The organism is Acinetobacter sp. CIP 64.2, from assembly GCF_000369645.1.
GTDB lineage: Bacteria > Pseudomonadota > Gammaproteobacteria > Pseudomonadales > Moraxellaceae > Acinetobacter.
Genome location: NZ_KB850120.1, coordinates 303327 through 325410, shown reverse-complemented (window position 1 = coordinate 325410; position 22084 = coordinate 303327). Strand labels below are relative to the sequence as shown.

Annotated in this window: 21 protein-coding genes and 1 pseudogene; 6 read left to right on the top strand and 16 right to left on the bottom strand. The window is 39.6% G+C overall.

The window, feature by feature from the left end; genetic code table 11:
* Positions 1 to 3: 3 nt before the first annotated feature.
* The 12 genes and pseudogenes from F895_RS19860 to ispH all read right to left on the bottom strand — a co-directional run bounded on the left by F895_RS19860 (position 4) and on the right by ispH (position 12039).
* Positions 4 to 756 (bottom strand): pilus assembly PilX family protein, encoded by a 753-nt coding sequence (locus F895_RS19860; RefSeq protein WP_042876170.1) that lies wholly within the window; start codon positions 754 to 756, stop codon positions 4 to 6.
* Between the two features lie 9 nt (positions 757 to 765).
* Positions 766 to 1779, bottom strand: a pseudogene (locus tag F895_RS19855) (PilW family protein); the annotation flags it as partial.
* 1 nt (position 1780) lies between these two features.
* Positions 1781 to 2269 (bottom strand): type IV pilus modification protein PilV, encoded by a 489-nt coding sequence (gene pilV, locus F895_RS17195; RefSeq protein WP_005238423.1) that lies wholly within the window; start codon positions 2267 to 2269, stop codon positions 1781 to 1783.
* Positions 2266 to 2853: a GspH/FimT family pseudopilin gene (locus F895_RS17200; RefSeq protein ID WP_005238420.1), complete on the bottom strand. Its 588-nt coding sequence runs from the start codon at positions 2851 to 2853 to the stop codon at positions 2266 to 2268. The genes pilV (F895_RS17195) and F895_RS17200 overlap by 4 nt, the downstream gene beginning before the upstream one ends.
* 362 nt (positions 2854 to 3215) lie before the next feature.
* Positions 3216 to 3680: a type IV pilin protein gene (locus F895_RS17205; RefSeq protein WP_005238417.1), complete on the bottom strand. Its 465-nt coding sequence runs from the start codon at positions 3678 to 3680 to the stop codon at positions 3216 to 3218.
* Complete coding sequence (locus tag F895_RS17210; RefSeq protein ID WP_005238416.1) at positions 3674 to 4168, bottom strand: type IV pilin protein; 495 nt, start codon at positions 4166 to 4168, stop codon at positions 3674 to 3676. Before F895_RS17210 ends, F895_RS17205 begins: the two co-directional genes overlap by 7 nt.
* A 9-nt stretch (positions 4169 to 4177) precedes the next feature.
* The gene (locus F895_RS17215; protein WP_005238415.1) at positions 4178 to 8098 is read right to left on the bottom strand and encodes a pilus assembly protein; all 3921 of its coding nucleotides are present in this window, start codon (positions 8096 to 8098) and stop codon (positions 4178 to 4180) included.
* A gap of 14 nt (positions 8099 to 8112) precedes the next feature.
* Positions 8113 to 8898, bottom strand: a complete 786-nt coding sequence (locus F895_RS17220) for a pilus assembly PilX family protein (RefSeq protein ID WP_005238413.1) — start codon at positions 8896 to 8898, stop codon at positions 8113 to 8115.
* Positions 8895 to 9956, bottom strand: a complete 1062-nt coding sequence (locus tag F895_RS17225; RefSeq protein WP_005238411.1) for a PilW family protein — start codon at positions 9954 to 9956, stop codon at positions 8895 to 8897. The genes F895_RS17220 and F895_RS17225 overlap by 4 nt, the downstream gene beginning before the upstream one ends.
* Positions 9957 to 10460, bottom strand: a complete 504-nt coding sequence (gene pilV, locus F895_RS17230; RefSeq protein WP_005238408.1) for a type IV pilus modification protein PilV — start codon at positions 10458 to 10460, stop codon at positions 9957 to 9959. It abuts the gene before it with no gap.
* Entirely contained in the window at positions 10460 to 10948 is a 489-nt protein-coding gene (locus F895_RS17235; RefSeq protein ID WP_005238406.1) for a GspH/FimT family pseudopilin, read from the bottom strand. Before F895_RS17235 ends, pilV (F895_RS17230) begins: the two co-directional genes overlap by 1 nt.
* Before the next feature lie 140 nt (positions 10949 to 11088).
* Positions 11089 to 12039, bottom strand: a complete 951-nt coding sequence (gene ispH, locus F895_RS17240; RefSeq protein WP_005238404.1) for a 4-hydroxy-3-methylbut-2-enyl diphosphate reductase — start codon at positions 12037 to 12039, stop codon at positions 11089 to 11091.
* A 103-nt stretch (positions 12040 to 12142) separates the two neighbouring features.
* Between ispH and gmk the strand changes: the two genes are divergently transcribed.
* From gmk to bfr, 6 genes are all read left to right on the top strand, one after another.
* On the top strand, positions 12143 to 12766 hold the full coding sequence (gmk, locus tag F895_RS17245; RefSeq protein WP_005238402.1) for a guanylate kinase: 624 nt from the start codon (positions 12143 to 12145) through the stop codon (positions 12764 to 12766).
* A gap of 70 nt (positions 12767 to 12836) precedes the next feature.
* Positions 12837 to 13115 carry a DNA-directed RNA polymerase subunit omega gene (gene rpoZ, locus F895_RS17250; protein WP_004657467.1) on the top strand — a complete coding sequence of 93 codons (279 nt, stop codon included), beginning with the start codon at positions 12837 to 12839 and terminating at the stop codon, positions 13113 to 13115.
* 329 nt (positions 13116 to 13444) lie between these two features.
* Entirely contained in the window at positions 13445 to 15568 is a 2124-nt protein-coding gene (locus F895_RS17255; protein ID WP_005238399.1) for a RelA/SpoT family protein, read from the top strand.
* Between the two features lie 157 nt (positions 15569 to 15725).
* Positions 15726 to 16106 carry a RidA family protein gene (locus F895_RS17260; RefSeq protein ID WP_004657462.1) on the top strand — a complete coding sequence of 127 codons (381 nt, stop codon included), beginning with the start codon at positions 15726 to 15728 and terminating at the stop codon, positions 16104 to 16106.
* A gap of 180 nt (positions 16107 to 16286) precedes the next feature.
* Complete coding sequence (locus tag F895_RS17265) at positions 16287 to 16481, top strand: bacterioferritin-associated ferredoxin (protein WP_005238396.1); 195 nt, start codon at positions 16287 to 16289, stop codon at positions 16479 to 16481.
* A 244-nt stretch (positions 16482 to 16725) separates the two neighbouring features.
* Positions 16726 to 17190 carry a heteropolymeric bacterioferritin subunit Bfr gene (gene bfr / locus F895_RS17270; protein ID WP_005238394.1) on the top strand — a complete coding sequence of 155 codons (465 nt, stop codon included), beginning with the start codon at positions 16726 to 16728 and terminating at the stop codon, positions 17188 to 17190.
* Positions 17191 to 17252: 62 nt separating this feature from the next.
* On the opposite strand, the gene F895_RS17275 is transcribed toward bfr, so the two are convergent.
* The 4 genes from F895_RS17275 to F895_RS17290 form a co-directional block, all read right to left on the bottom strand.
* Positions 17253 to 18893 (bottom strand): PglL family O-oligosaccharyltransferase, encoded by a 1641-nt coding sequence (locus F895_RS17275; protein WP_005238392.1) that lies wholly within the window; start codon positions 18891 to 18893, stop codon positions 17253 to 17255.
* A 349-nt stretch (positions 18894 to 19242) separates the two neighbouring features.
* Positions 19243 to 20895, bottom strand: coding sequence for a PglL family O-oligosaccharyltransferase (locus F895_RS17280; RefSeq protein WP_081402011.1), 1653 nt, complete (start codon positions 20893 to 20895; stop codon positions 19243 to 19245).
* Positions 20896 to 20943: 48 nt separating this feature from the next.
* Entirely contained in the window at positions 20944 to 21393 is a 450-nt protein-coding gene (locus F895_RS17285) for a pilin (protein WP_005238387.1), read from the bottom strand.
* A 194-nt stretch (positions 21394 to 21587) separates the two neighbouring features.
* Positions 21588 to 22025: a pilin gene (locus tag F895_RS17290; protein ID WP_416202036.1), complete on the bottom strand. Its 438-nt coding sequence runs from the start codon at positions 22023 to 22025 to the stop codon at positions 21588 to 21590.
* Between the last annotated feature and the right edge of the window lie 59 nt (positions 22026 to 22084).

Sequence of the window (22084 nt, the reverse complement as noted above, 5' to 3'; positions counted from 1 at the left end):
CCCTTATGAACTCGAAGGTTCAAAGTCAGACAAGAAACGATATTCTGCGACTTGTATGTTATATAACGGTTTTTCTATATTTTGTTTTAAGCAAGTAGCAACATCATTGGCACCGTTATTGTCGATACTTTTAGTTAAACAACCTTTGTTAATATCACGATCTGCTTTAAATAAAGCATCCGAAGTTAATAAGCCTTGCATCACGGACACCACATAGACCCTTAAGCGAATATTGTTTTCCGTTTTTGCCCCAAATACCTCCGTTCCACGAGATAAATCTGCAAAGGGTGCTGTAGGGTTGATTTCTCTTTTAATATAAACCTGTGTCACCACTTGTTTACGACCACTGGATTGAGAGGCTGTGTCATTGGCTGCGTTACTCGAATCAACTTTACACATCCCAGCATTGCTTGCCATCGGTTCAAAGTTGGCACTATTTAAGCGATATGCAGCTTTGGTTAGGGCAAATGGATCCGTTCCTGAAAAGCAGAAGACCAGTTCGGCATTTTTATTATTTTCATTTTTAAAGAAACCAACCACACCATTGGCAGAAGCTAAGTTTTGCTGGGTATTGGGATCCTGAAAATACATCAGTGCAGTATCCGCATTTTGTGCCAGTAGCGTCTGTATCTGATGATTACTGACCAATTTAAGCGAACTGATACTTTGCCGAATTGCCAGTGTGCCGACAATGGTAATCATCAGCACAATCATTAAAACAATAATCAGTGTTGAACCACGTTGTGCGTTTATCATGTTCCAGCCCCCCCCATTTGTACAACTTGAGCTTTTACTGCTATCACAGCCCTCTGAAACCCAACCCATTGCATTTCTCAATGAGATCGTTTGATCCACCACTTGTCTTAAATAAGTATCTTGTGATGCAGGGGTGAGATTGACCTTGGTACCGAGGACTTGGAATGGTTCTTTATTTCTTTGCTTAATGACCGACTGGTCTCCGGTCTTATCATCCGAACGTACTAACACACCGATTTGAATGGCATGTACATAAGGACGAACGGTCTGTGTAATGCCATCAATATTTTTTTTAGCTGCAGTTAAAGCCATATAATTTTTAACATCTGTATAGGCGATCATGCTATTCGCACTATTGAGCTCACCATCCATATACCCTAACCGAATCTGAAAAAGATCGACATTGGGTAAAATGACCTGACTCTCCCCCCAAACCAGTTTGAGTCGGTCTGTTGTGGTCTTTGCATCAAGCATCGCTTGTGTATATTGGGCAGCTTGACAACGTAAAGATTGACGCAAGTCCGTAGAAGTAGAACCAACAAAGTAACGCTGGATCACAAAAGTCCCATTTGCTACATTTTGACCAGAACAATCCAGCCCCCCTTGTGGTGCCTGATAACGAATCATTAACTGATCATTGGTCAATCCAGCCACATTGGCATTGCCAAAACTGGCAATCTGGTTATTCGAGAAACAATCTGTACAATTCAGGTCAATTTTCCCTCCGACATTATTCGAACTCAGTAGAATTCCAGCATAGCTGGTCTGATCATTAATTGCCGGGACGGGCGAGCTGAGATTGGCTTTACGAATATCGTCCACAATAAAGTTCAAGCCGAGACTGGCATTGTCTTGAATATGTGCCATGGCTTTTTGCAACTTATAACTGGTGATTCCTGTAATAAATAACTGGATAGCGGCAGCAACGATCAGCAACCCTAAAGTCAGGGAAATCATCAGCTCAATCAGGGTAAACCCAGCTTGAGCTTGACCAGATTTTGAATAGAAGAGGCCTGTTTCCATTTCAGTATGCCTCCAAAAACAAACAGTGCGATCCTGAAACATAACTACCATCTTTGATACATGCGGCGATACCTTGGTCACCTGCTAAATTGGTTCCATCCCAAGCCACATAAATACATTGCCGGTTATTGCCTGCCGGACATTGGTCGACCGCCAGATTCATCCCGTTGTTTTGGGCCTCAAGCGCAGCCTTCTGTAAGTCTTGTAATGCAACCTTTTCAGGTTTATCCGCGATGGTCGGGACTTCTGCTTTAGGAGTCTCCACCGCTTGCACTCTATATTTCCCTGCACGTGTTGCTTGTGGATTAGCTCGCATCCGTTCTGCCAAATCACGCGCAATGGTAAGTGCCAGCACCTGTTTATTGGCTTCGAAACTGGAATCAATCGCTTTTATTTGCAAAGCAGCAAAGCCCAGCACACTAATTGCCAAAAGAACAAGGGCTACCAAAACCTCTACTAGCCCGACACCTTTTTGTTTTTGAATATTCACGTGCAAGCTCCTTCTTTGATTGTGGTATCTCCAATCACCCCTACCCGAATACAATAAGAAAGATTTTGGTGCTGTAAAATAAAGTCCTTTTGCGCTGCAAGACTGCCATTTTTTCTAAAGCTGAGATTGGTTGATGAAAGACTTGCACTGCTTACGCCATTGTCTAAACGGACGACAAAAATACGTTGTGCCTCTGTCTTCGGAATGGCAATTGCAGTCGCACAATCATCTTCAGACAAAGAAGACAGGCAGAGCCCTGTAGTTTGACGGAGTAAAACGGCTTGACTCCGTGCTTCCGAAACTTTCATGATCAGTTCACGTGCACAAGATTCTAATTTTTGGCGGCTATACATCGTTGCAAATGACGGCGCCGCCATCACAGTAATAATGGCTAAAACAGCGATCGTGACAATCAATTCAACCAAGGTAAATCCTGAGCGAAGATGCACTAAGCTCTGCTTTGTCTGAGTGCAAGACGGAGAGCTACGCTCGAAGTTGAACGGATGATGTTGGGCAACACTCGGCCCTATCGCAAGACCAGAAACTGCAGAGCGAGGCTGTAAGTCAGAATATGCTTGTTGCATACAGTCCTCCATATGCACAAATCTTTTTGTTTTAACGAGCATCTCAATTAATTTTTATTCAATTCACCTTACAAATTATTTCATCTTGACTTTATAAGTGAAAAAATTTTAAGGCTGTAAAATCAAATTGTTATATGAATGAAATGAACGTTATTTTTCGTGATTGTTTTCATGTTTCATATCAATTTCTATCGAAAATGCACTTAAATCCACCCTTAAGAGATAAAAGGTAGATAACAGCAGATAAATGATAAATAGATCACATTCATTAATTATTGTTATTAAAAATGTTAAATAATACACATAAAAAAGCAAACCAGATGTAGGTTTGCTTTTGTAAAACATTTAAATGTTGTGAAACGTTAACGACCGTCCCAGTTTGTTGTTGCAGATGGCGTACATGCCGTACCACTATTTTTATCACTGCCTTTCACCCAACAACGCTCTCCTCGATAATTTAAAACAATATGGCCATCACCTGTTTGTGCCCCCGTTGGAGTTGCTATTAATGTCCAAGTCCCTGCTGTTACATTCGATAAAGCCAGAGTATATAACGCAGCACCTCCTGATTGTGGCAATATACCATTATGACCAACATCCGCTATCGCGATCGGTGTACTGCCATCGGATTTTAAGAAGGTAAAATTAGCTATCTTATAGCGTTGCAATCGTCCAGCAAGCTCAATCATGTCAGCTTGTGCATCAGTACGTTTCGTTCTGCGAACGTATTCCTGATATGAAGGATAAGCAATGGCAGCCAGGATTCCAATGATCGCCACTACAATCATCAATTCAATTAACGTAAAACCTCGGTCTTGTTTTACCATGTTTGCTCGACTCCAGATCCTGAACAATCAAATGCAATCGTCGTATCCTGTCTTTTACAGCGCATACCATTACTATTCAGAACAAAACTCCAATTTTTTGCATTAGCAGCTTGTGCCGTTATCACCCAACTTTTCCCATTTACGCCATTAGCAAAGAGCGTTTTTGTTGGATCATCACCATCTCTAACCGTGATTGTATATTGTATTCCTGCACCTGTTGCTCCAGTAGGTAAAGTTACAACATCGCTTTTGGGTGATGCATTCGCTATGGTCGAAAAATCAACATAATTGAAATTGCGGCTCTTATGTTTTTCAAGTTCTGTTGCCAATCGCTGTATTTCTTGCTGAGCCTGTGAAGCCTGTGCACGACGGGCATAGACCTGATAGCTCGGTATCGCTATTGCCGCAAAAATAGCAATAATCACCACAACAATCAGCAGCTCAATCAAGGTGAATCCCTGCGAAGGAGTAAGTCTTCTGCTTAACATAACTTACTCCTACCTTGAACGCTCATACCAGCGTTGCGGTACCAAACAAATTTGACTACTACCTGCGGAAATAATGCCACCAATACTCGTCGCCCCACGATTCCCAGTAGACAGGCAATAATTTTTATTATTGGTTCCATCTCCAGATGAAGGTGGTGGGTTCGAGCTACCATTGCATTTTTGCGTTGCTGGATCACATTTTTGTTCATCATCTACAATAGCTGTATATTGAATTCCTGCTCCTAACGAACAACCATCTCCTGTACTACATGGGATCCCGGAACCCGTTGCAATGGTCTTATTACATTGGCCATATGGCATACAGAACTGATTTAAGAAGCTTTCTCCTTTTACACCAGCACCACAGTCACCAGATAAACCTGGTTTACTACTATCAAATGTTGATACAAATAAACGGTTATTTAATGCAATTGGTGTAGCAAAAACCTTCGCACTTTGTAACTTATTGGACTGGAAACGATAGAACCATCCCTTTTGACTATAAGGTGCAACCAAGGTGGTGTTGTCATTTCTATTGGTTGCATTCACCTCGCCAAGGTTTCCATTCGCCAAGTCAGCTGGTGTTACTGTTGTGTTAACATAATTATAGCCAGAGTTATAAAGATTTCGGGCAGCAACATCTTTATCATAAACATTATAGACTGCATCATAATCGTAGCCTGAAGTGCCCACGGTATAATCTTTTAAAGGCACACTACGATTACCGCTACCAATCGAAATTACGGCAAAAGTATTTCCAGCATAATCATAAATTGAAAACGCAGGCATTTCATAAAAACGTGGACTTGTTCCAATAGAGCCAGAAACCTTGTGTAAATTCATCAATAGACGAGGCGCTTTTGCAAATGTTGCTGTTGACGATGCATTGTTATCTAAATCGATACGGAATAATTGTCCCCCTAAGTCCCCGAAATATAAATGATCAGTTAAACCATCACCATCACGATCTTCAGCACGAATCTGGCTCACCACACTGTATTTAAGATCATCTGCTTGCAGACCGATTACGCCAGTAGTTGTATTTGTGGCGTTGGCACTTGCCCACCAAAGCAGATCGCCATTATCAGCATCAAACATATAAACCCCACCACCCTTTTTGTTGGTTTGCTCATATGTATCACTTTCATATCCACCATTATTTGCTTTACCGTCAGCCCCTCCTGCATCATAACCACCACCAACAAACATCACCCGTTTACGCGAACCATTCCATTTAACCCACGCAATCGTAGGTTTTGACCAACTCTCTCCCATATACTGCAACTGACTAAATGATTTGCTGCTGCCATTACTAAAGACACTTTGATCATCAGGAGAAATTTGAAATAACAGTTTCGGATTATCGATATTTTGAAGATCCAAGGCATAGTAGCTACGCCCCCCCATACGTAAACCACCATACGCAATTTGTTTGCCTTTCTGTGAATTACGTCCATTACCTACCGTTAAATTCCCAGAACTATCAGCCACATACTCTGTATATGTTGCCCATGCACCATCTATACCATAATAGAGGTTCGACATTCCCATTGTCGTCGTATCATACTTCTGGAAAGCTTTAGGCTGCCTATCGATCATCTCATTTGGTACAAATGCAAATTTTTCTTGCCCTGTTTTTGCATCCACGATATGCAATAAACCCTGAGTTGTACCAAATAAGACATAGTCCTCGCGATTGGATGAGCTTAAAGTGCCGTTACTATAATTTATTGTCCCTTTATTGGTAATTAATAAAGGTGACGAATGCATGACTGCACCAATTTGACGAAGCTCTGGTGATGCACTTAATGATGCTGTCGTAATCGCATTTGGATTAGCTGGATCAACCCCATAACCCAAAAGTAACATTAAATAGCCACGATTAGGATCATTCTGATACAGCGTATCACTTAAGTCTGCGCTAGTTACGCGGCGCAACGTTGAACTACTTCCAAAAACTGCAGAAGTTCCCGTTCCGCTGCCTAAGCGATTAGTCAATAATTTTCTATTCTCCGTTGTAGCGCCTGCATCCATTTTTAATTTAAGCTGTGACCAAGCTCCACCCTTTAAAGCAAATAGGTTACTTCCAAAAGTACTTTCATCTGCAGCTTTAATAGCAGCATCAGTACTCACAGCCGTTGACCATAGATCATAATTATTTACGATGCGCCCATTACTATCTAATATTTTATTTCCGCCTTTATCCTTAAGCACACCAGCAACAACATCATATTTCTTTAGATTACCAGCCCAAAGCTGATAAGATTTATCAGGAGTTGGCTGGAATTGAGGGAAATACGCCTCTTTCTGTAAAACAGATGGATTCAAACTGTCTTTGGGAACAGTAGGTGATCCTGTTGTCACGGCTGGAATCGTGGTTCCTAGATTACCCAAGAACGCATTTACACTATCAACAATATCCTGTGAACTATTGCCCCGATACCAGCCACCTTCACCAATAATTCCCCAATATGCTGCGTTTTTCTGGTCTGAATCAATCGCACCTAATGCATCAATATTCTGCTGTTGGGTTTTATTTTTATCATAAGACGGCATATCGGAAAAAAGATTACCAAAGCCAACCACAGCGGTTTTAAATTTCAAATTCGCTGGGTTCTTTGCTGGATCCAGAAGATTCTGAACGAACTGATGCATACAGCCCCAGCCTGAATCTGTATTGGTACAACTGAATGTTGAACTCTTTGACGCCAAGGATGCTTGCATCATCGCTTGAGCATTACTATTACTATTCGGCGCACCATCGGTTAATACATAAATCCCCTGACCACTACATTTTTTCACATCATCCGTCTGCTGTAATGAGCTAGGCATTTGATAGAGTGTTTTAGCCGAATTCTTAGTCTCATCATACGAGTATGCAAATCCACTCGCCGTTGAATTTGCCATATTATTTCTATAAAAATAGTAATAACCTGATGATGTCCTATATGAATCATATGCAGGCAGACCATTGGTATAACTTACTGAATAAGCATCACACCCTCCTGTCGCAGTGGGTGCAGTACAACTATAAAATCGATAGGGATTGGTATATCCCGTTGGCGCACGCCCGATGATACCTGGCTCTGTTCCCCCGGTGGTAGTTCCAAATAGATAAGCAGAAGCTTCAGCATAGGCATTTGCAGTCGGCGTACCGCCTCGTGCACCGAGTTTAGCGACTTCATTCAAAAGAATTTGCCGCTGGGTTACACCATTCACCAGAGTACTGAGTTTTCTAGCAGGAATGCGCACTTGACCAGTTAAGTTATCTGCACTTAAGGGCTGACCATTTGAATCAAAACTCGTTGGTCGTGAGAACGTACTCAGACCAATCACTTTGTCATCACTCAATCTGACAATACCTTTTGAGGTATTACCATACAAGAGGTCAAACATTCCATCTTTTAATCGTGTGATCCGGTCATAATAAGGACGTGTCATCCCGACATAATAATAGGTATAAGTTCCAGATCCATCTGTATAACTAGGTAGGTCACTTGGTACGGTTGTAGATGCTCCACCCCATGTACACGCAGAACTGCTCTCAGCCTCGTTCGTACATTTTTGATAATAAGTCCGTCTACTTTGTACATAGCTTCTATATTTATAGGTTTTGGTTTCAATGGCATTACAATAATATCTTTGATAGGTCGGCGACCCGTTTGTAGATGCAACTGAGCCAGAACTATCAATGGTGATATTAGATGGAACATCACATGCATCTCTGTCTCCCAAAGATTGTGGTGCTCCCATACTCCCTGAGATATCCAGCATAAACATTAGGGTAATTTCACCAGACTTTGCTTCTTGATAGATATCAATATCGCTGGCTTGGGCCACACTATTCGCGATTATTGCTGTACAAAAAGCAGTCACGCTTACAGTAAGCAACTGTTGACGATATGATGCAAAAGTATTTTTCATTTTCATTGCATTCACCCCAATTATGAAAAGTTCTGAGTAATCGTGTATTCACTAATTTGTGTAGTGAATGGAACATTGAGACTTGTTAAACATTCGGTGACTGTCTTGAGTGGATTATCTTTATCTAACGTTGTATTTGGTATATTGGGAACAGCTGTATCGCTTGGTATCGAGAGTTCACTCATGTGTTTCTGTAAGCAGTTATCCAGATCTTCTGTTTTGACATTTGTTAAAGTTGGCATAAGAGATACCGCAAAAATCCTGACCCTTTTTGCTTCTTCAATTTGTCCTTGTTTTGTGTCTGTACCGCGTTGGCGATCATAAAAAGGGTCTTGATTCTGATTTGTTGAAAACTTAACTGCAACCTGTGTCATAACCGCTTTACGCCCGCTGGTAAACCAGTTTCCAGAAGAAGCCGAAGTACTGCAATAACCATCTGTTCCTAATATATTATTCGTTGGCAGAGCCTTTCCTGACTCCCATTGCATTAGGCTAGCATTGCTGATATCAAAAAATTTAGCTTGATCCCCTCTAAAACAGAAAACCAGTTCCTTATTTTTGTCATTAGGACCACTAATATAGCCAAACATGCCACTCACACTAAGGCTTTGAATTAAATTATCGCGATCTTCAACATTAAAAAATACAGCATCAGAGTTTTGCATCACTAATTGCGAGACTTGGCTATTCGTTGCAATGTTTAATCCCACCAGACTTTGGCGAATTGCAACTGTGCCAATGACTGTAATCGCTACTAAAAAAATCAAGACCACAATTAAAGTGGCACCCGTTTGATTCTGCCTCATGCGCCACGCTCCCCAATCACATTACGTAAAGCAATCGTTTGTGATACCACTTGTCTGATATATTTTGGACTTCCAGCCTTAGGTGTCTTCACTGTCACTGATTGATCCAGCAAGGTAAAACTCTGGTCATCTTTAATGCTACTCTCAGCGCCAACAGACTGAGAAGAACGTGCCAACACACCAATTTGTACTGCGACAATTCTCGGTCGTGGTGCTGTCAAAGCCATATAGTCATCAATTGAAATATAACGGCGACTTGCAGCTGGAGGCTGAATCTTATCGTCTTGAATATTCAGCAACACTCTAAAATGATCGACTCGTTTCATGATAATCTCACCTGCATCACCATATCCTGTAATCGTCATTGCCGGTGGAGTCGTTGCTGGTGGTACTGCTTTTACAGGATCGACTGGATAGTGCCCAGCATCACAAGCCAAAGCTAGACTCTGATTTGGTTCCTGACCATTTTTATTATTATCTGCTCGTAAAAAATAGCGCTGCACAACCACTTGGCGACCAAATTCTCCACCTTTGGCAGGCTGTGTTACAGGAAAGTTTAAGGCATTACCCTCACAGTCATATCCACCATTCCAAGTCGTCCCCGTACTGTCCAATAAATATTGCGGCACAAATTGAATCACTAACTGATCGCTTGATACATCCGCCCCAGCAATCTGTACATTGGAAGGTCCCACATTACTGCGGGATAAAAAATTAACGGCAACGTTACTTCCCGTAACCTGTTGAAAAATATTGCTGAGTAAAGTACCAGATGCATCTTTAGCTGCATTTGCAGAGGAAGTTAGTACAATTCCACCATAAGTCGTTTGATCATTAATAATTGCGAGTGGATTATTTAGATTTGCCAACCGAATATCTTGTGTTATGTAATTTAAACCAAAATTAGCATTATCTTGTATATCTGATACGCCTTGCTGCATCGACAAACTCTTCTGTCCGGCAAAGAACAAAAGTATTGCCGCTGCCGAAATAATCAATCCCAGGGTAAGCGATAACATCAACTCGATTAATGTAAAACCCTTTTGTTTTATTATCATTTAATAGGCCTCCATAATCACACAGGTCGACGTCGGGTTATAGGCATTTCCATTAGTACAATCCCCTGTTCCTGTTCCATTTGTGGCACTCGATTCCCCCCATGCCACATAGATACATTGGCGATTATTGGTATTTTGGCAATTCATAATGTTCATGGTCATACCAAAACTGGCTGCTCTCGTTGTTACTTGAGCAACATCAAAATCGGCCAACTCTGCATCTGTACAAACAACTGATCCAATACATTTTTTTGTGGAGGTTTGTTGCTTTGAAGCAGTTGATAGCTCAGTTTGATAAGTATCAAAAGAGTTGCGATTAACCCTAATTCGTTCAGCCAAATCTCGGGCCAATGTAATCGCTTGTACACGAGAGGTACTCTCCGCACTTGCCTCCAAGGAGCGATATTGCAGCGCAACGAAACCCAATACACCAATTGCGAGCACCAACAGTGCAACCAAGATTTCAATAAGACCAACACCACGTTGACGATTCAGGGTATTCATTAACATGTTCCTTCAGTAGTCTGTTGAATCGTGCCCATTCTTGAAATACTCACAATTTTTGATTTTTTATTACTACTAGTAGCCGTATTACAGATTTCAATATTGGTATCATTATTAGCAGAGATACATTTTGGGGGAGTGCCTCCATCTAAAAAACAGACACCTCCCGTCAAATTAAAATAAATGGAAGTTGTTAAGTTTGTCTTTAATATCGACTGACCACTGGGTACCCAAACAAGCTGATTATCAGTATTTGTGCTTGGCGCTGGAGTCGAATTAGGCTGCAATATAACCTGTACCTGTCTACGTTCAAGTACAGCTTTTGATCTTGCCTGATTCAATGTAAGAATAAGTTCTTGTGTGCTTTTACTGAAGTTCTGAGCAACCATCATGTCTTTAAATAATGGCATTGCCATCATCGTAATAATTGCCAAAACTGCAATCGTCACCATCAGCTCAATTAAGGTGAACCCCCGAGTTTTCCCCATTTCCCCAGCACCCAATTTTTAAAATTCACTACTCTATATTAAATTTTATTTTTACAGAACCAATACAAAGCAGATAAGCACCAAAAAAAAACGGATAGAGTGTCATCCATCCGTTTCCAGTTCACATTTTTCTAATAAAATTAGGCTTGTATCACCTGGATACGCAACTCTTTTGGTAGACTAAAAGTAATATTTTCTTCTCGTCCTTGCAGTTCTTTGGGTGGGGTTGCTCCCCAATCTTGCAAGCGCTGAATCACCTGTTTAATCAAAATTTCAGGCGCAGAAGCACCTGCTGTCACACCAATTTTAGTGTCCGCTTTAAACCAGTCTTTTTCAAGCTGATCCGCATTGTCGACCAGATAGGCAGATTTCCCCATACGTTCAGCCAATTCTCGTAAACGATTGGAGTTCGACGAATTCGGTGAACCAACAACCAAGACCACATCGCACTGCTCGGCAAGATCACGCACTGCATCTTGACGATTTTGAGTGGCGTAGCAGATATCATCTTTACGCGGGCCTTGAATGAGAGGGAATTTCGTACGTAATGCATCAATCACCTTTGCCGTATCATCAATCGAAAGCGTAGTCTGGGTAACAAACGCGACTTTTTCAGGATGTTTAACCATGAGCGCCTCTACATCTTGCTCATCTTCAACCAGATAAATCTCACCACCTCGAGACTTATCATATTGCCCCATGGTGCCTTCAACTTCTGGATGGCCTTCATGCCCGATCAAAATTGCTTCTGTTCCTTCACGCGCGTATTTAGTCACTTCGATATGTACTTTGGTGACGAGAGGACAAGTTGCATCAAAGACTTTTAAACCCCGACGATCGGCTTCTTGCTGTACCGCTTTAGATACGCCATGCGCACTAAAGATCACAATCGAATCATCAGGCACCTGATCCAGCTCATCGACAAAAACAGCACCACGCTGACGTAAATCATCGACCACAAACTTGTTATGTACCACTTCATGGCGTACATAAATTGGTGGATTAAAACATTCCAGTGCCCGATTGACGATTGCTATAGCACGGTCAACACCAGCACAAAAGCCTCGTGGATTGGCCAACACGATTTCCATAACATCCTCTCTCATCATCTGAATTTTTACACCAAACTATTTCGTTTAATGGCACGCTACACTACAATAGCCAAGATATTTTATCATATTCAGGAAAAATATCATGTCGGGTCTCTTGTTTGTCGTTTCTGCAGCTTCAGGAACAGGCAAAACATCTTTGGTCAAAGCCCTACTCGATCGAGTCAGCAACCTGCACGTTTCTGTCTCACATACTACACGTGGTCAACGTCCTGGTGAACTCGATGGCGTTCACTATCATTTTACCAGCAAAGAAAGCTTTTTAGCACAAGTCAATGAAGGTGGCTTTATCGAATACGCAGAAGTATTTGGCAATTACTATGGCACCTCCCAAGCCAAAGTGAAAGAGCAATTGCAACAAGGTCATGATGTTTTGCTTGAAATCGATTGGCAAGGTGCAGAACAAGTTCGTCGACTCTTTCCTGAATCTAAACAAATTTTTATTCTGCCACCAACACAATATGATTTAAGACAGCGTCTCTCGAACCGTGGTACAGACTCAGTCGACGTAATTGAGCATCGTCTCAGCTGTGCGGTTGAAGATATGCGTCATTTTGCCAGTTTTGACTATGTCATTATCAATGATGATTTCAATAAAGCCGTGCATGATTTGGAAGCCATTATCAGCGCAAACCGCTTAGTGACCTCGCAACAAAGTGCACGTCATCAACAATTAATCGAAAACTTGATTACCCTTAATCGCGAATGACTTGAGTCTGGCAGAAAAGCCTTTTATACTACTCAGTCTTTCCAAATGTAATGTTCAAACGAGACAACTTATGGCACGTGTAACCGTTGAAGATTGTTTAGACCATGTAGATAACCGCTTCGAGTTGGTACTGGTAGCGAGTAAACGTGCACGTCAATTGGCACGTCAAGGCATGGAACCTACTGTAGAATGGGACAATGACAAACCAACAGTGGTTGCATTACGCGAAATTGCAGTCGGTCATGTCACCAAAGAAATTTTAAAACAACGCGATCAAGACTACCAGACATCAAACCTTGATATGGTACTGTCTACAAATTCATTAAACTTAGAAGGTTTCACTTTCTAAACCGAATTTGTTGTGCGAAAAGCCCATTGTGAATACTCTGGGCTTTTTTCTTTCTTGCAAAATTTGATACATATTGATAAAAGCAATATCCGTCATTGAAAAAATTTACGAGTTTTTCTAATGAACAAATTGACAAGTTTCACAATTTGCTTTTCATTAGAAGAAAGGCGTAATGTTTGCGAATACTTGCATCAAACGTACGTTTTCAATGGTATCCAATATGGTTGAGCACATGAAGACCGCACTAAGTCAAAAATTCATCCATGTAATACATCATTAAATTATCAACAGACAGATCATTACTGAATTCAAGTTATTAAAGGTGTTATATGCCAGGCGAAGAAGTCAGCCAAGCGAAGCAGCAGCTCAAAGCAATTATTGAAGCCTATCTCAAAGATAGTGATGTTCAACGTGTGCTTGCTGCCTGCGATTTTGCTGATTTAGCGCATAGCGGTATTACCCGTAAAAGTGGTGAGCCCTATGTACTGCACCCAATAGCAGTAAGTTGCATTTTGGCACATATGCGTCTTGATGCAGAAACCTTAATGGCAGCACTTTTACATGATGTAATTGAAGATACTGAATTTACCAAAGATGAAATTGGGCAGAAATATGGAGTCGTCGTCGCAGAACTGGTCGATGGCGTCACCAAACTCAGCCATTCCAGCGACAAAGAATATAACAAAGCCGCATCATTCCGAAAAATTCTACAGGCGACTTTACAAGATCCTCGTGTCATTATTATTAAACTGGCTGACCGCTATCACAACATGACCACCTTGGGTGCGCTGCGTCCGGATAAGCGTGCGCGTATCGCACAAGAGACCCTCGATATTTTTGTACCCATGTCACGTCTGGTGGGTATGAATGAGATGGCGGATAACCTTGAACATCTCTGCTATCAAAATCTTGATTTAGACATGTTTAATGATGTGCAAACGGCCTTACTGGAAACCAAACCAAAACGCTGTGAGTACCAAGCCGTTTGGGAACAAAAGCTTTCTGAACTGTTAAAAGCCTATGACCTCAAGGGTCGAATTAAAAAGAAAAACAACAATATCGAATTACTGCGTCATTTTATTAAAAATGAAATTGATTTGAATGAACTCAGCCACAGCCATGCCTTTGAAATTATTTTACAAAGTATTGCTGACTGCGACCGTCTAGTTGATGCGCTGAAAGATAATTTTCAGGTATTACAATACCGAGATCATATTCGCCGTCCTTTACCAGGCGGCAACCAATCGCTCATGATCCAGCTCAAAGGCGAAAAAACCACACTTTCATTGACCATTCAGACTGAACTGATGCGTAAAGCAGCTCGTTTTGGTGTGGTGCTGGGTGAAAATGCACCACAAGCCTGTCGTTCAGCGATTCAGGCTTCTATGCAAAACTTGAATACCCTGATTGACAGCGGCTGTGCGAAAACCACCTTTAGTGATTTACTCGACTATTTGCACCAAGAAAAAATCTGGGTCTACACCCCACATGGACAATTACATGAATTACCACAAGGTGCCACTGTGGTTGATTTCGCCTATTCAGCCAGTTTGTTCTTAGGCAACCACGCTGTAGGTGCCAAAGTCGATGGCGAAATTCGTCCATTGTCCACCCCGTTACACAGTGGGCAAGTGGTTGAGATTATTACGGATGTATTAGCAACTCCAAATCCAGACTGGCTCAGTTTCATCAATACCCAAAAAGCGCGTCGCGCATTACAGAATATTCTGAGAGAACAAGATATTGACGAACAACGCCTAGTCGGACAACAAGCCTTAAATCGTGCCTTAAAACTGTTCCAGCGTTCAATTAACGATCTCTCTCCAACCGACTGGATCAATGTACTTGAATGGCGACACTTAGGTAGTAAAGACACGCTATTTGAACAGATTGCGGTGGGTGATCTATTACCACAATTGGTCGCAAATCATCTATTTGCGCAAGACTATCATTCACAGTATCAAGATGCATCTGACCGCTTGATCGTCGGCACAGAAGGCGTCGATGTCAAATATGCGCATTGCTGTAACCCAGTATTAGGTGATCCAATTCAAGGACATTTATCTCGACGCGGTCTTATTGTACACCGTTCCCGTTGTCGGAACTTATTACACGAACAGCATTTGCATCCAGAAAACATCATGCCGCTACACTGGCAATCTGAAGAAATCGACGATGTTCGCTTCAGTGCTTATCTTTGTATTCACATGGCCATGAATGATGAACAAATTTCCGATCTGATTTATCAATGCCGTAAAGCCAAAACGGGCGTAGAAATGGTTCATTCACAAGACCAGAAAACTTATGTCAATATCGTGGTCAGCAACCGGAATCAAATTGCTCAGATTATTCGCGATCTCCGTATGCACTTTGGCTTTCCACGTATTGAACGCTTAAATATGCCAATTGTTCAGCCTGAAGTCACAAAAGCAACCAGTGTTCCTTCAGCTTAAAAAATATATTGCCCTAAAGTAGGCACATGCTGCAAAGATAAAAATCTGGATAATCAGTTGGTTCAAGGCGACTATTCAGTACTCTGCCCTTTCGTCAATCTGGTTTTGTGTTAAAGTCGCATGGTTTAAGATAGAAAAAACGACATAGGAGAGCTTAATGTCACGTCAAGTTATTCATACTGAACACGCCCCTGCTGCGATCGGAACATATTCTCAAGCAATCCTAGTTGGCAACACACTCTACCTTTCTGGTCAAATTGGTTTAGATCCGTACAGTATGGAACTTGTGGAAGGCATTGAAGCCCAGATTCGTCGCGTATTTGATAACTTAAAAGCGGTCTGTACTGCTGCAGGCGGTAGTCTGGCGGATATCGCGAAATTGAATATTTTTCTGACTGATCTCTCTCACTTCCAATTGGTGAATCAGATTATGGGCGAATACTTTGCTCAGCCTTACCCAGCTCGTGCAGCCCTAGGTGTTGCAAGCCTGCCAAAAGGTGCATTAGTCGAAATGGATGGAATCGTAATCATTCCATAATTTTTTAAATTTAGATTTATCAAAAAGATATAAATCATTAAAAAATATCGCCGATCAGGCGGTATTTTTTTATTCAAATTCCCAATAAGAATATACTCATTGTTAGAATGAAATTCATTGACAAACGATAATAATTATCAATAATATCAATTATCGCATTTATATTTGTGGCTTACTCCCATGTATGTTTGTTTATGTCGTGGAATTACGGATCAGGATATTAAAGAGGCTGTTGCAAACGGCGCTGAAAGCTATCGTGAAATCCGTGAGCTTCTCGATTTAGGCACATGTTGTGGTCGTTGTGCACCTGAAGCGCGTGCCATTATCAGTGACGAACTTGCAGAAATCGCCGCGCGTATTTCTATAGCTGCTTGATCTAGCTTCAAAACTATTCATCAGATTCAACTCGTGCTTTACGACTCCGCCGCTTCTTGCTGAACTTTAAATAGTACTCATATAAGCGGTTTTTTTATAAAAATCATAATCCTATCAGGATGTTTTTGATTGTGATTTTCATTTGCCGTTCTATAAATTACTCGCCAGAACATTATTTGTTGATTAAGATAAGATAAATTGCCTTAGCCACTAGGGCATCACTTGGTGTTTTGGAGTAAACGCAATGAAAGGCAATCGTGAAGTTATCAATCAGCTGAATCAGGTGCTTTACCACCATTTAACAGCAATTAATCAATATTTTTTACACTCTCGCATGTTTAATGACTGGGGAATTGAACAACTTGGTTCTGCCGAGTACAAAGAATCTATTCGCCAGATGAAACATGCAGATAAAGTCATCGAACGCATCTTATTTTTAGAAGGCTTACCCAACCTACAACATTTAGGCAAGCTCTATATTGGTCAGCATACGGAAGAAGTCCTGAACTGCGATATTCGCAAGGTTAAAGAGAATATTGCAGCACTCAAGCAAGCGGTTGAGCTTGCCGAGTCAGAACAGGACTATGTCACCCGAGATTTAGTCCAAGAAATTCTAGAGAAAGAAGAAGAATATTGGGACTGGCTAGATACGCAACTTGATTTGGTTGAAAATGTTGGTATTGAAAACTATATTCAAAGCCAAATTTAAGAAACTCAAACAACGCTTGAGTTTCATCCAAAAATAAAGCCCTGATCAAGGGCTTTATTTTTTTACATTGCTCGCTTATTCATTTCTACAACTTCAGGCAGGCTCAGCTGTTGCCCATACAACTGCTGTAAAATAAATAGCTGCTGTTCCGCTTGTTCAAGTTTTTGATTATAAGCAAGTAACTGCGCATACTTCTTCAAGTTATACGGCGTTGCTTTATTCTTAACCAGCTTTCCAAATTGCTCTAAATCAGCTTCAGCCATGATTGTTTGTGGTTTTAAACGAATCCAGTCCATACGTTGCTGAAATTGAGTCAATAACAGAATTTTCGAGCTGCCCAATATTTCAACTGTCGGTTGCTGCTTTTTAAAGATTAAACGGCTATTTTCTTGAAAAAGCTTATAATCACGCCAAATTAACAACATGACCACAATCGCGATCAACCAAATACAGCGAATCACATTCTTATATAAATAAATTCCTTTTAACTCAGGGGTTTGTGCTTGAATCAGGCCAAGAAGAAAACCCATCGGAAGCAAGAAATAAGCATAACGCTGTGGAAACTCCAACAAGGCATGAATCAGAATGGCAGAGACCATCAAAATCGCAATAATCGAGGTTGTATCTTTAGCATTTTTATCCAGCCAAAAAAACCACAACGCCATATACACAATAATGAACAGACCAAGTGGTAATCCATTCCAGACCAAAATATCCAGCAATACATTATGAGCACTCACAACCCACTCATGGTTTGGATGCAAATGAAAAACAGTTATTTGCGCAACACTGGTCTGGTTCCATCCATAGCCAAACCAAGGCTGCTCCTTCAATGCCAATAGCATTTGCGTCCAGATTTCAAAACGTAAATATCCTGAGCTGGCACGCTCAGCCACACTACTGGTTTGGACCACTGCTGAGTTTGAGAAAGTATCGATGAGATGAGTAAGCAATGGCAGTCCCCATACTGCAATCACAAAAAAGCCAATACTCCAGACCCAAAGCTGGGCAAAGTTAAAACGTGGTTGCTGCTTGTACTGCTTATACATCCAATAAAACAGAATGAATAAACATACCACCCATGATGTTCGGGATTGAGTTAAGGCAACTGTAAATAAAATAATCACGCTTGGAGGAACCAAGCACCATGATGGCAGTGCTCTTTTCTCATAAAGGTATAAGGCACCCATCAGCCCCATAATTAGAAAGGTGGCTAAATGATTAGGCTGCCCAAAATTAGCATAAGGTCGATCGCCTTTGAACTGCATGACACCATTGATCACGCCACCTAAACCACACCATTGCGCAATCGCGATTCCACTACAGACTATCGCAATACCGAACAGGAGTTTAGAGATCTCTTCCATTAAGGCATCACGCTTCTTGGCCTGCACAGAAAGGTTAAAGCCAAGTACAATCATCAACCAAAAGGCAAAGACATAGAGCGAACTTAACAGCGCTGTACTAAAGTCATATACCAGTCCAAAACTCCACTGAATGAGAGGGACCAGAATAATGGGTGCAATCAACAGTTGTGCTCGAGGCACAAGCATTTTTTTATTAAGGAACACCGCCAGTAGCGTCAGTCCGGCACCAAAACTCGCCAATTCACCTGAGAAGGTGACCCATGGATAAGTATGAAATGGGGAGAGCCAGGCAAAACTGATGAGAACACTGGCAAGAAAAAAGCATATAAATTGCATACTTTGTACATGTTAAAAAGGCTTAGCGGAATTATATCGCTAAGCTTTGATCTACCAATCAAATATAAGATAAAAACTACAATTTACTTCCAAGGACGTAGGTCTACAATTTTAACCACTTCACCTTTTTCTTTGTTTATGAGAACGGTCATATCAACAGCATTTGCTTCCCAAAGAACAAAAGCTATGACTTTAGGATAACACACTAGACGAAATACTAACCACGCTAAATCGCATGGAGAAACCATTCAAAACCTAAAGAATCATATTCAAATAAAAAAGAATTCCTTTTTGCATCCACACTAATAAATTTAGTAATAGTTAATAAATAAAATCATTCTTATAATTTTTATTTTTCCAGTAAGTCATTATATGAAACATCAATCCCATACAGAATATTTAAAATTTTTAATTGTCTATCTGCCTCATCCTTGTAGCCATTAAATGCTAGTAATTGTGCGTATTTATGAATATCATAGGGTTTGAGGTAAGTTTTTACCATCTTTTCTCCTAACATTAGTTTCTCTGGAGAAACTTTCATTTTAGGGTATAATGCTAGCCATTTAGCACGATCATCAAAAAAATCAAAAAAGTATAAATGATAGGGTAATTTAACCTCATCTCTTAAATCACCCATAGCATGTAAACGGCCTGAAAATAAATTATCTTCTATTTTTAAATATTCCCTAAAAATTACAGCCCCTAAAAAAAAACCACTAAAAAATATAAATACGATTAAAATTTGATTTAAAAATATAAATTTATTTTCACTTTTTAATAAAACACCAAAAATCAAACCAATTGGCATTAAAAAATATGAAAAATACAGAGGGAATTCTAAAAAACTATGGATCAACACTGATGACACAACCAAAAATAAAAAAATATCTCCAACACCTTCTATACTAGAATAAGCCCTAACATATAAATAGACAAAATAACTAGAAATTAAAAAACCTAATGGTATACCACACCAAACCAATATATCTAATATTAAGTTATGCGAGCTTGTCGCCCACTCTTTTCCAGGAAATTGATCAATAACTTCAAATTGTGCAGCTGTCGTCTGATTCCATCCATATCCAAACCAAGGTTTCTGTAAAATTGCATGAAAAATTTGATTCCAAATTTTAAACCGTTCATAACCACTGGATACTCTTTCCACTATTGAACCAGTATCTATTATATTAAAATATTGGGCCATAAATCCGTTTATTAAGGGAAAAATAAAAACACATAAAACAAAAAAGGCACCTCCTGCCAATAGATTTATTTTCGAAATTCTCATATTATATTTTTTGTTTATGAGAAACACAAAAAATGAAGAAAACAAAATAATTAACCATGCCGTTCTTGACTGTGTTAATGCAATTGAAAAATACAAAATAGAACATAGAACATAAAATAGACTCTTACCGATCTTCTTATTTTCAAAAAAATACCAACAAGAAAAAAGCCCCATGCATAAAAAAGTTGATAAGTGGTTAGGTTGAGCCATATTTGCATAGGGTCTAGAACCTACCAAGTTCAGAATAAATGCAGAATCCTTAGATAGTCCTAACCACTGTATAATTGCAAAAAAACTTGAAACGATGCTGACACTTAAGAAAAATATAGCTAAAAAAAATTTAATATCTACTACATTACTTTTTTTTAAATTATATCCTAGTAAAATCATTAATAAAAAGAATAATAAGTATACAAAAGAAAAAAAAGCATTAAAAAAGAAAAAAACATAACCCAAAGAAAATTGAATTAATGGAATAAGTAAAATTAAAAATAATGGAAGAATAATTCTAGGAACTTCTATTTTTATTTTAAATAAAAATGGAAGCAAAGTCAGGCAACCTATAAAACAAAAAAATTCTGAAAAAAAGCCCACCAAAGGTAAAGCATGTACAGGATTTAAGATCGACAAGGTAAAAAATAAGAATGAACTTGCAATCAATGGGCGATATGATATATACATTCTATTAAAATTCCATTTTTCAAAAACTAACATAAAAAAGTTATATTTAAATCTATGCTTATTATATCTAAAAATTTAAAATTAATTACGACAATTTGCAGGTACGTATCTAGCATTATTTGTAAGATCATCAACCGAACAAACCCAAGTTATTTGATTCTGTGCAACTGTTCCAGCTGATATAGGTATACTATTTTCTGCTCCATCATATGGTGTTAACTTTAGTTTTATATTTTTCACCTTTGCAGTATAAGTAATCACTATTTCTCCATTATTAATATTAGGTGTAATACTTGTAACATTTGTAGTTGCCGTAAAGAAACTAGGAATCCCTAATGTTAAATTAGATGCACCATTGCTCGCATTTTCTACAACTATTGTTTTATAAGGAAACGCTAAATTCAGCCCTTCTGTTACTTTAGCACGTATCATATAGTCCTGATATGCTGGAATTGCTATAATAGCCAAGATACCAATAATCGCAACTACTATAATTAATTCAATTAGTGTAAAACCTTTTGCAGCTTCCATTTGTTCATTCTCCCATTTATCATTACTTTAATAAACAAGAATCATGCCAAATTACAAATATATGTTTTTTATAATTTTTATATATTAAAAAATACTTCCAAGGCACAAAAAGACCTTTTTCGTCACTTTATGAACTTAATATTACTTATAAAAATGCCAGCTATAAAAGCTGGCATTTTCATTCTAAAAATAAATTAGATACGGCAATTTGCAGGAACGTATTTAGAATTAGCCGCACTATCTACTGCACAAACCCAAGTAATTTGATTTACAGGAACTTTGTTATTAGCAATTGCGTTACCATTTTCTGCACCATCTTTTGGTGTTAAAGTAATTACTACATCTTTTACCGTAGGTTGATAAGTAATTGTAATAACACCAGTTGTTGCCGCTGCCGCAATAGATTTTACATTTTTCGTTGCAACAAAGTTAGGAACACCAAGAGTTAAATCAGATGCAGCATTACCCGCATTTTCAGCAATCACTGTTTTGTAAGAAGATGCCAAGTTTAAACCTTCCGTTACTTTAGAACGAACGATGTAATCCTGATACGCAGGAATCGCAATTGCAGCCAAGATACCAATGATCGCGACAACGATCATCAATTCGATAAGAGTAAAACCCTTTTGCATTGATTTCATAACATTTCTCCAATGGATATTTTTTTATAAGCTTTTTTCAGCTACTTAGT

Excerpts from the sequence above, each read along its gene's own strand:
- F895_RS17265 (WP_005238396.1), top strand. The coding sequence starts at position 16,287 with ATGTATGTTTGTTTATGTCGTGGAATTACGGATCAGGATATTAAAGAG.
- F895_RS17210 (WP_005238416.1), bottom strand. The coding sequence starts at position 4,168 with ATGTTAAGCAGAAGACTTACTCCTTCGCAGGGATTCACCTTGATTGAG.
- F895_RS17260 (WP_004657462.1), top strand. The coding sequence starts at position 15,726 with ATGTCACGTCAAGTTATTCATACTGAACACGCCCCTGCTGCGATCGGA.
- F895_RS17290 (WP_416202036.1), bottom strand. The coding sequence starts at position 22,025 with ATGCAAAAGGGTTTTACTCTTATCGAATTGATGATCGTTGTCGCGATC.
- F895_RS17255 (WP_005238399.1), top strand. The coding sequence starts at position 13,445 with ATGCCAGGCGAAGAAGTCAGCCAAGCGAAGCAGCAGCTCAAAGCAATT.
- F895_RS17285 (WP_005238387.1), bottom strand. The coding sequence starts at position 21,393 with ATGGAAGCTGCAAAAGGTTTTACACTAATTGAATTAATTATAGTAGTT.
- bfr (WP_005238394.1), top strand. The coding sequence starts at position 16,726 with ATGAAAGGCAATCGTGAAGTTATCAATCAGCTGAATCAGGTGCTTTAC.
- F895_RS19860 (WP_042876170.1), bottom strand. The coding sequence starts at position 756 with ATGATAAACGCACAACGTGGTTCAACACTGATTATTGTTTTAATGATT.
- F895_RS17220 (WP_005238413.1), bottom strand. The coding sequence starts at position 8,898 with ATGAGGCAGAATCAAACGGGTGCCACTTTAATTGTGGTCTTGATTTTT.
- F895_RS17225 (WP_005238411.1), bottom strand. The coding sequence starts at position 9,956 with ATGATAATAAAACAAAAGGGTTTTACATTAATCGAGTTGATGTTATCG.
- F895_RS17275 (WP_005238392.1), bottom strand. The coding sequence starts at position 18,893 with ATGCAATTTATATGCTTTTTTCTTGCCAGTGTTCTCATCAGTTTTGCC.
- F895_RS17215 (WP_005238415.1), bottom strand. The coding sequence starts at position 8,098 with ATGAAAATGAAAAATACTTTTGCATCATATCGTCAACAGTTGCTTACT.
- pilV (WP_005238408.1), bottom strand. The coding sequence starts at position 10,460 with ATGAATACCCTGAATCGTCAACGTGGTGTTGGTCTTATTGAAATCTTG.
- ispH (WP_005238404.1), bottom strand. The coding sequence starts at position 12,039 with ATGGAAATCGTGTTGGCCAATCCACGAGGCTTTTGTGCTGGTGTTGAC.
- F895_RS17205 (WP_005238417.1), bottom strand. The coding sequence starts at position 3,680 with ATGGTAAAACAAGACCGAGGTTTTACGTTAATTGAATTGATGATTGTA.
- F895_RS17200 (WP_005238420.1), bottom strand. The coding sequence starts at position 2,853 with ATGCAACAAGCATATTCTGACTTACAGCCTCGCTCTGCAGTTTCTGGT.
- gmk (WP_005238402.1), top strand. The coding sequence starts at position 12,143 with ATGTCGGGTCTCTTGTTTGTCGTTTCTGCAGCTTCAGGAACAGGCAAA.
- F895_RS17280 (WP_081402011.1), bottom strand. The coding sequence starts at position 20,895 with ATGTTAGTTTTTGAAAAATGGAATTTTAATAGAATGTATATATCATAT.
- F895_RS17235 (WP_005238406.1), bottom strand. The coding sequence starts at position 10,948 with ATGGGGAAAACTCGGGGGTTCACCTTAATTGAGCTGATGGTGACGATT.
- rpoZ (WP_004657467.1), top strand. The coding sequence starts at position 12,837 with ATGGCACGTGTAACCGTTGAAGATTGTTTAGACCATGTAGATAACCGC.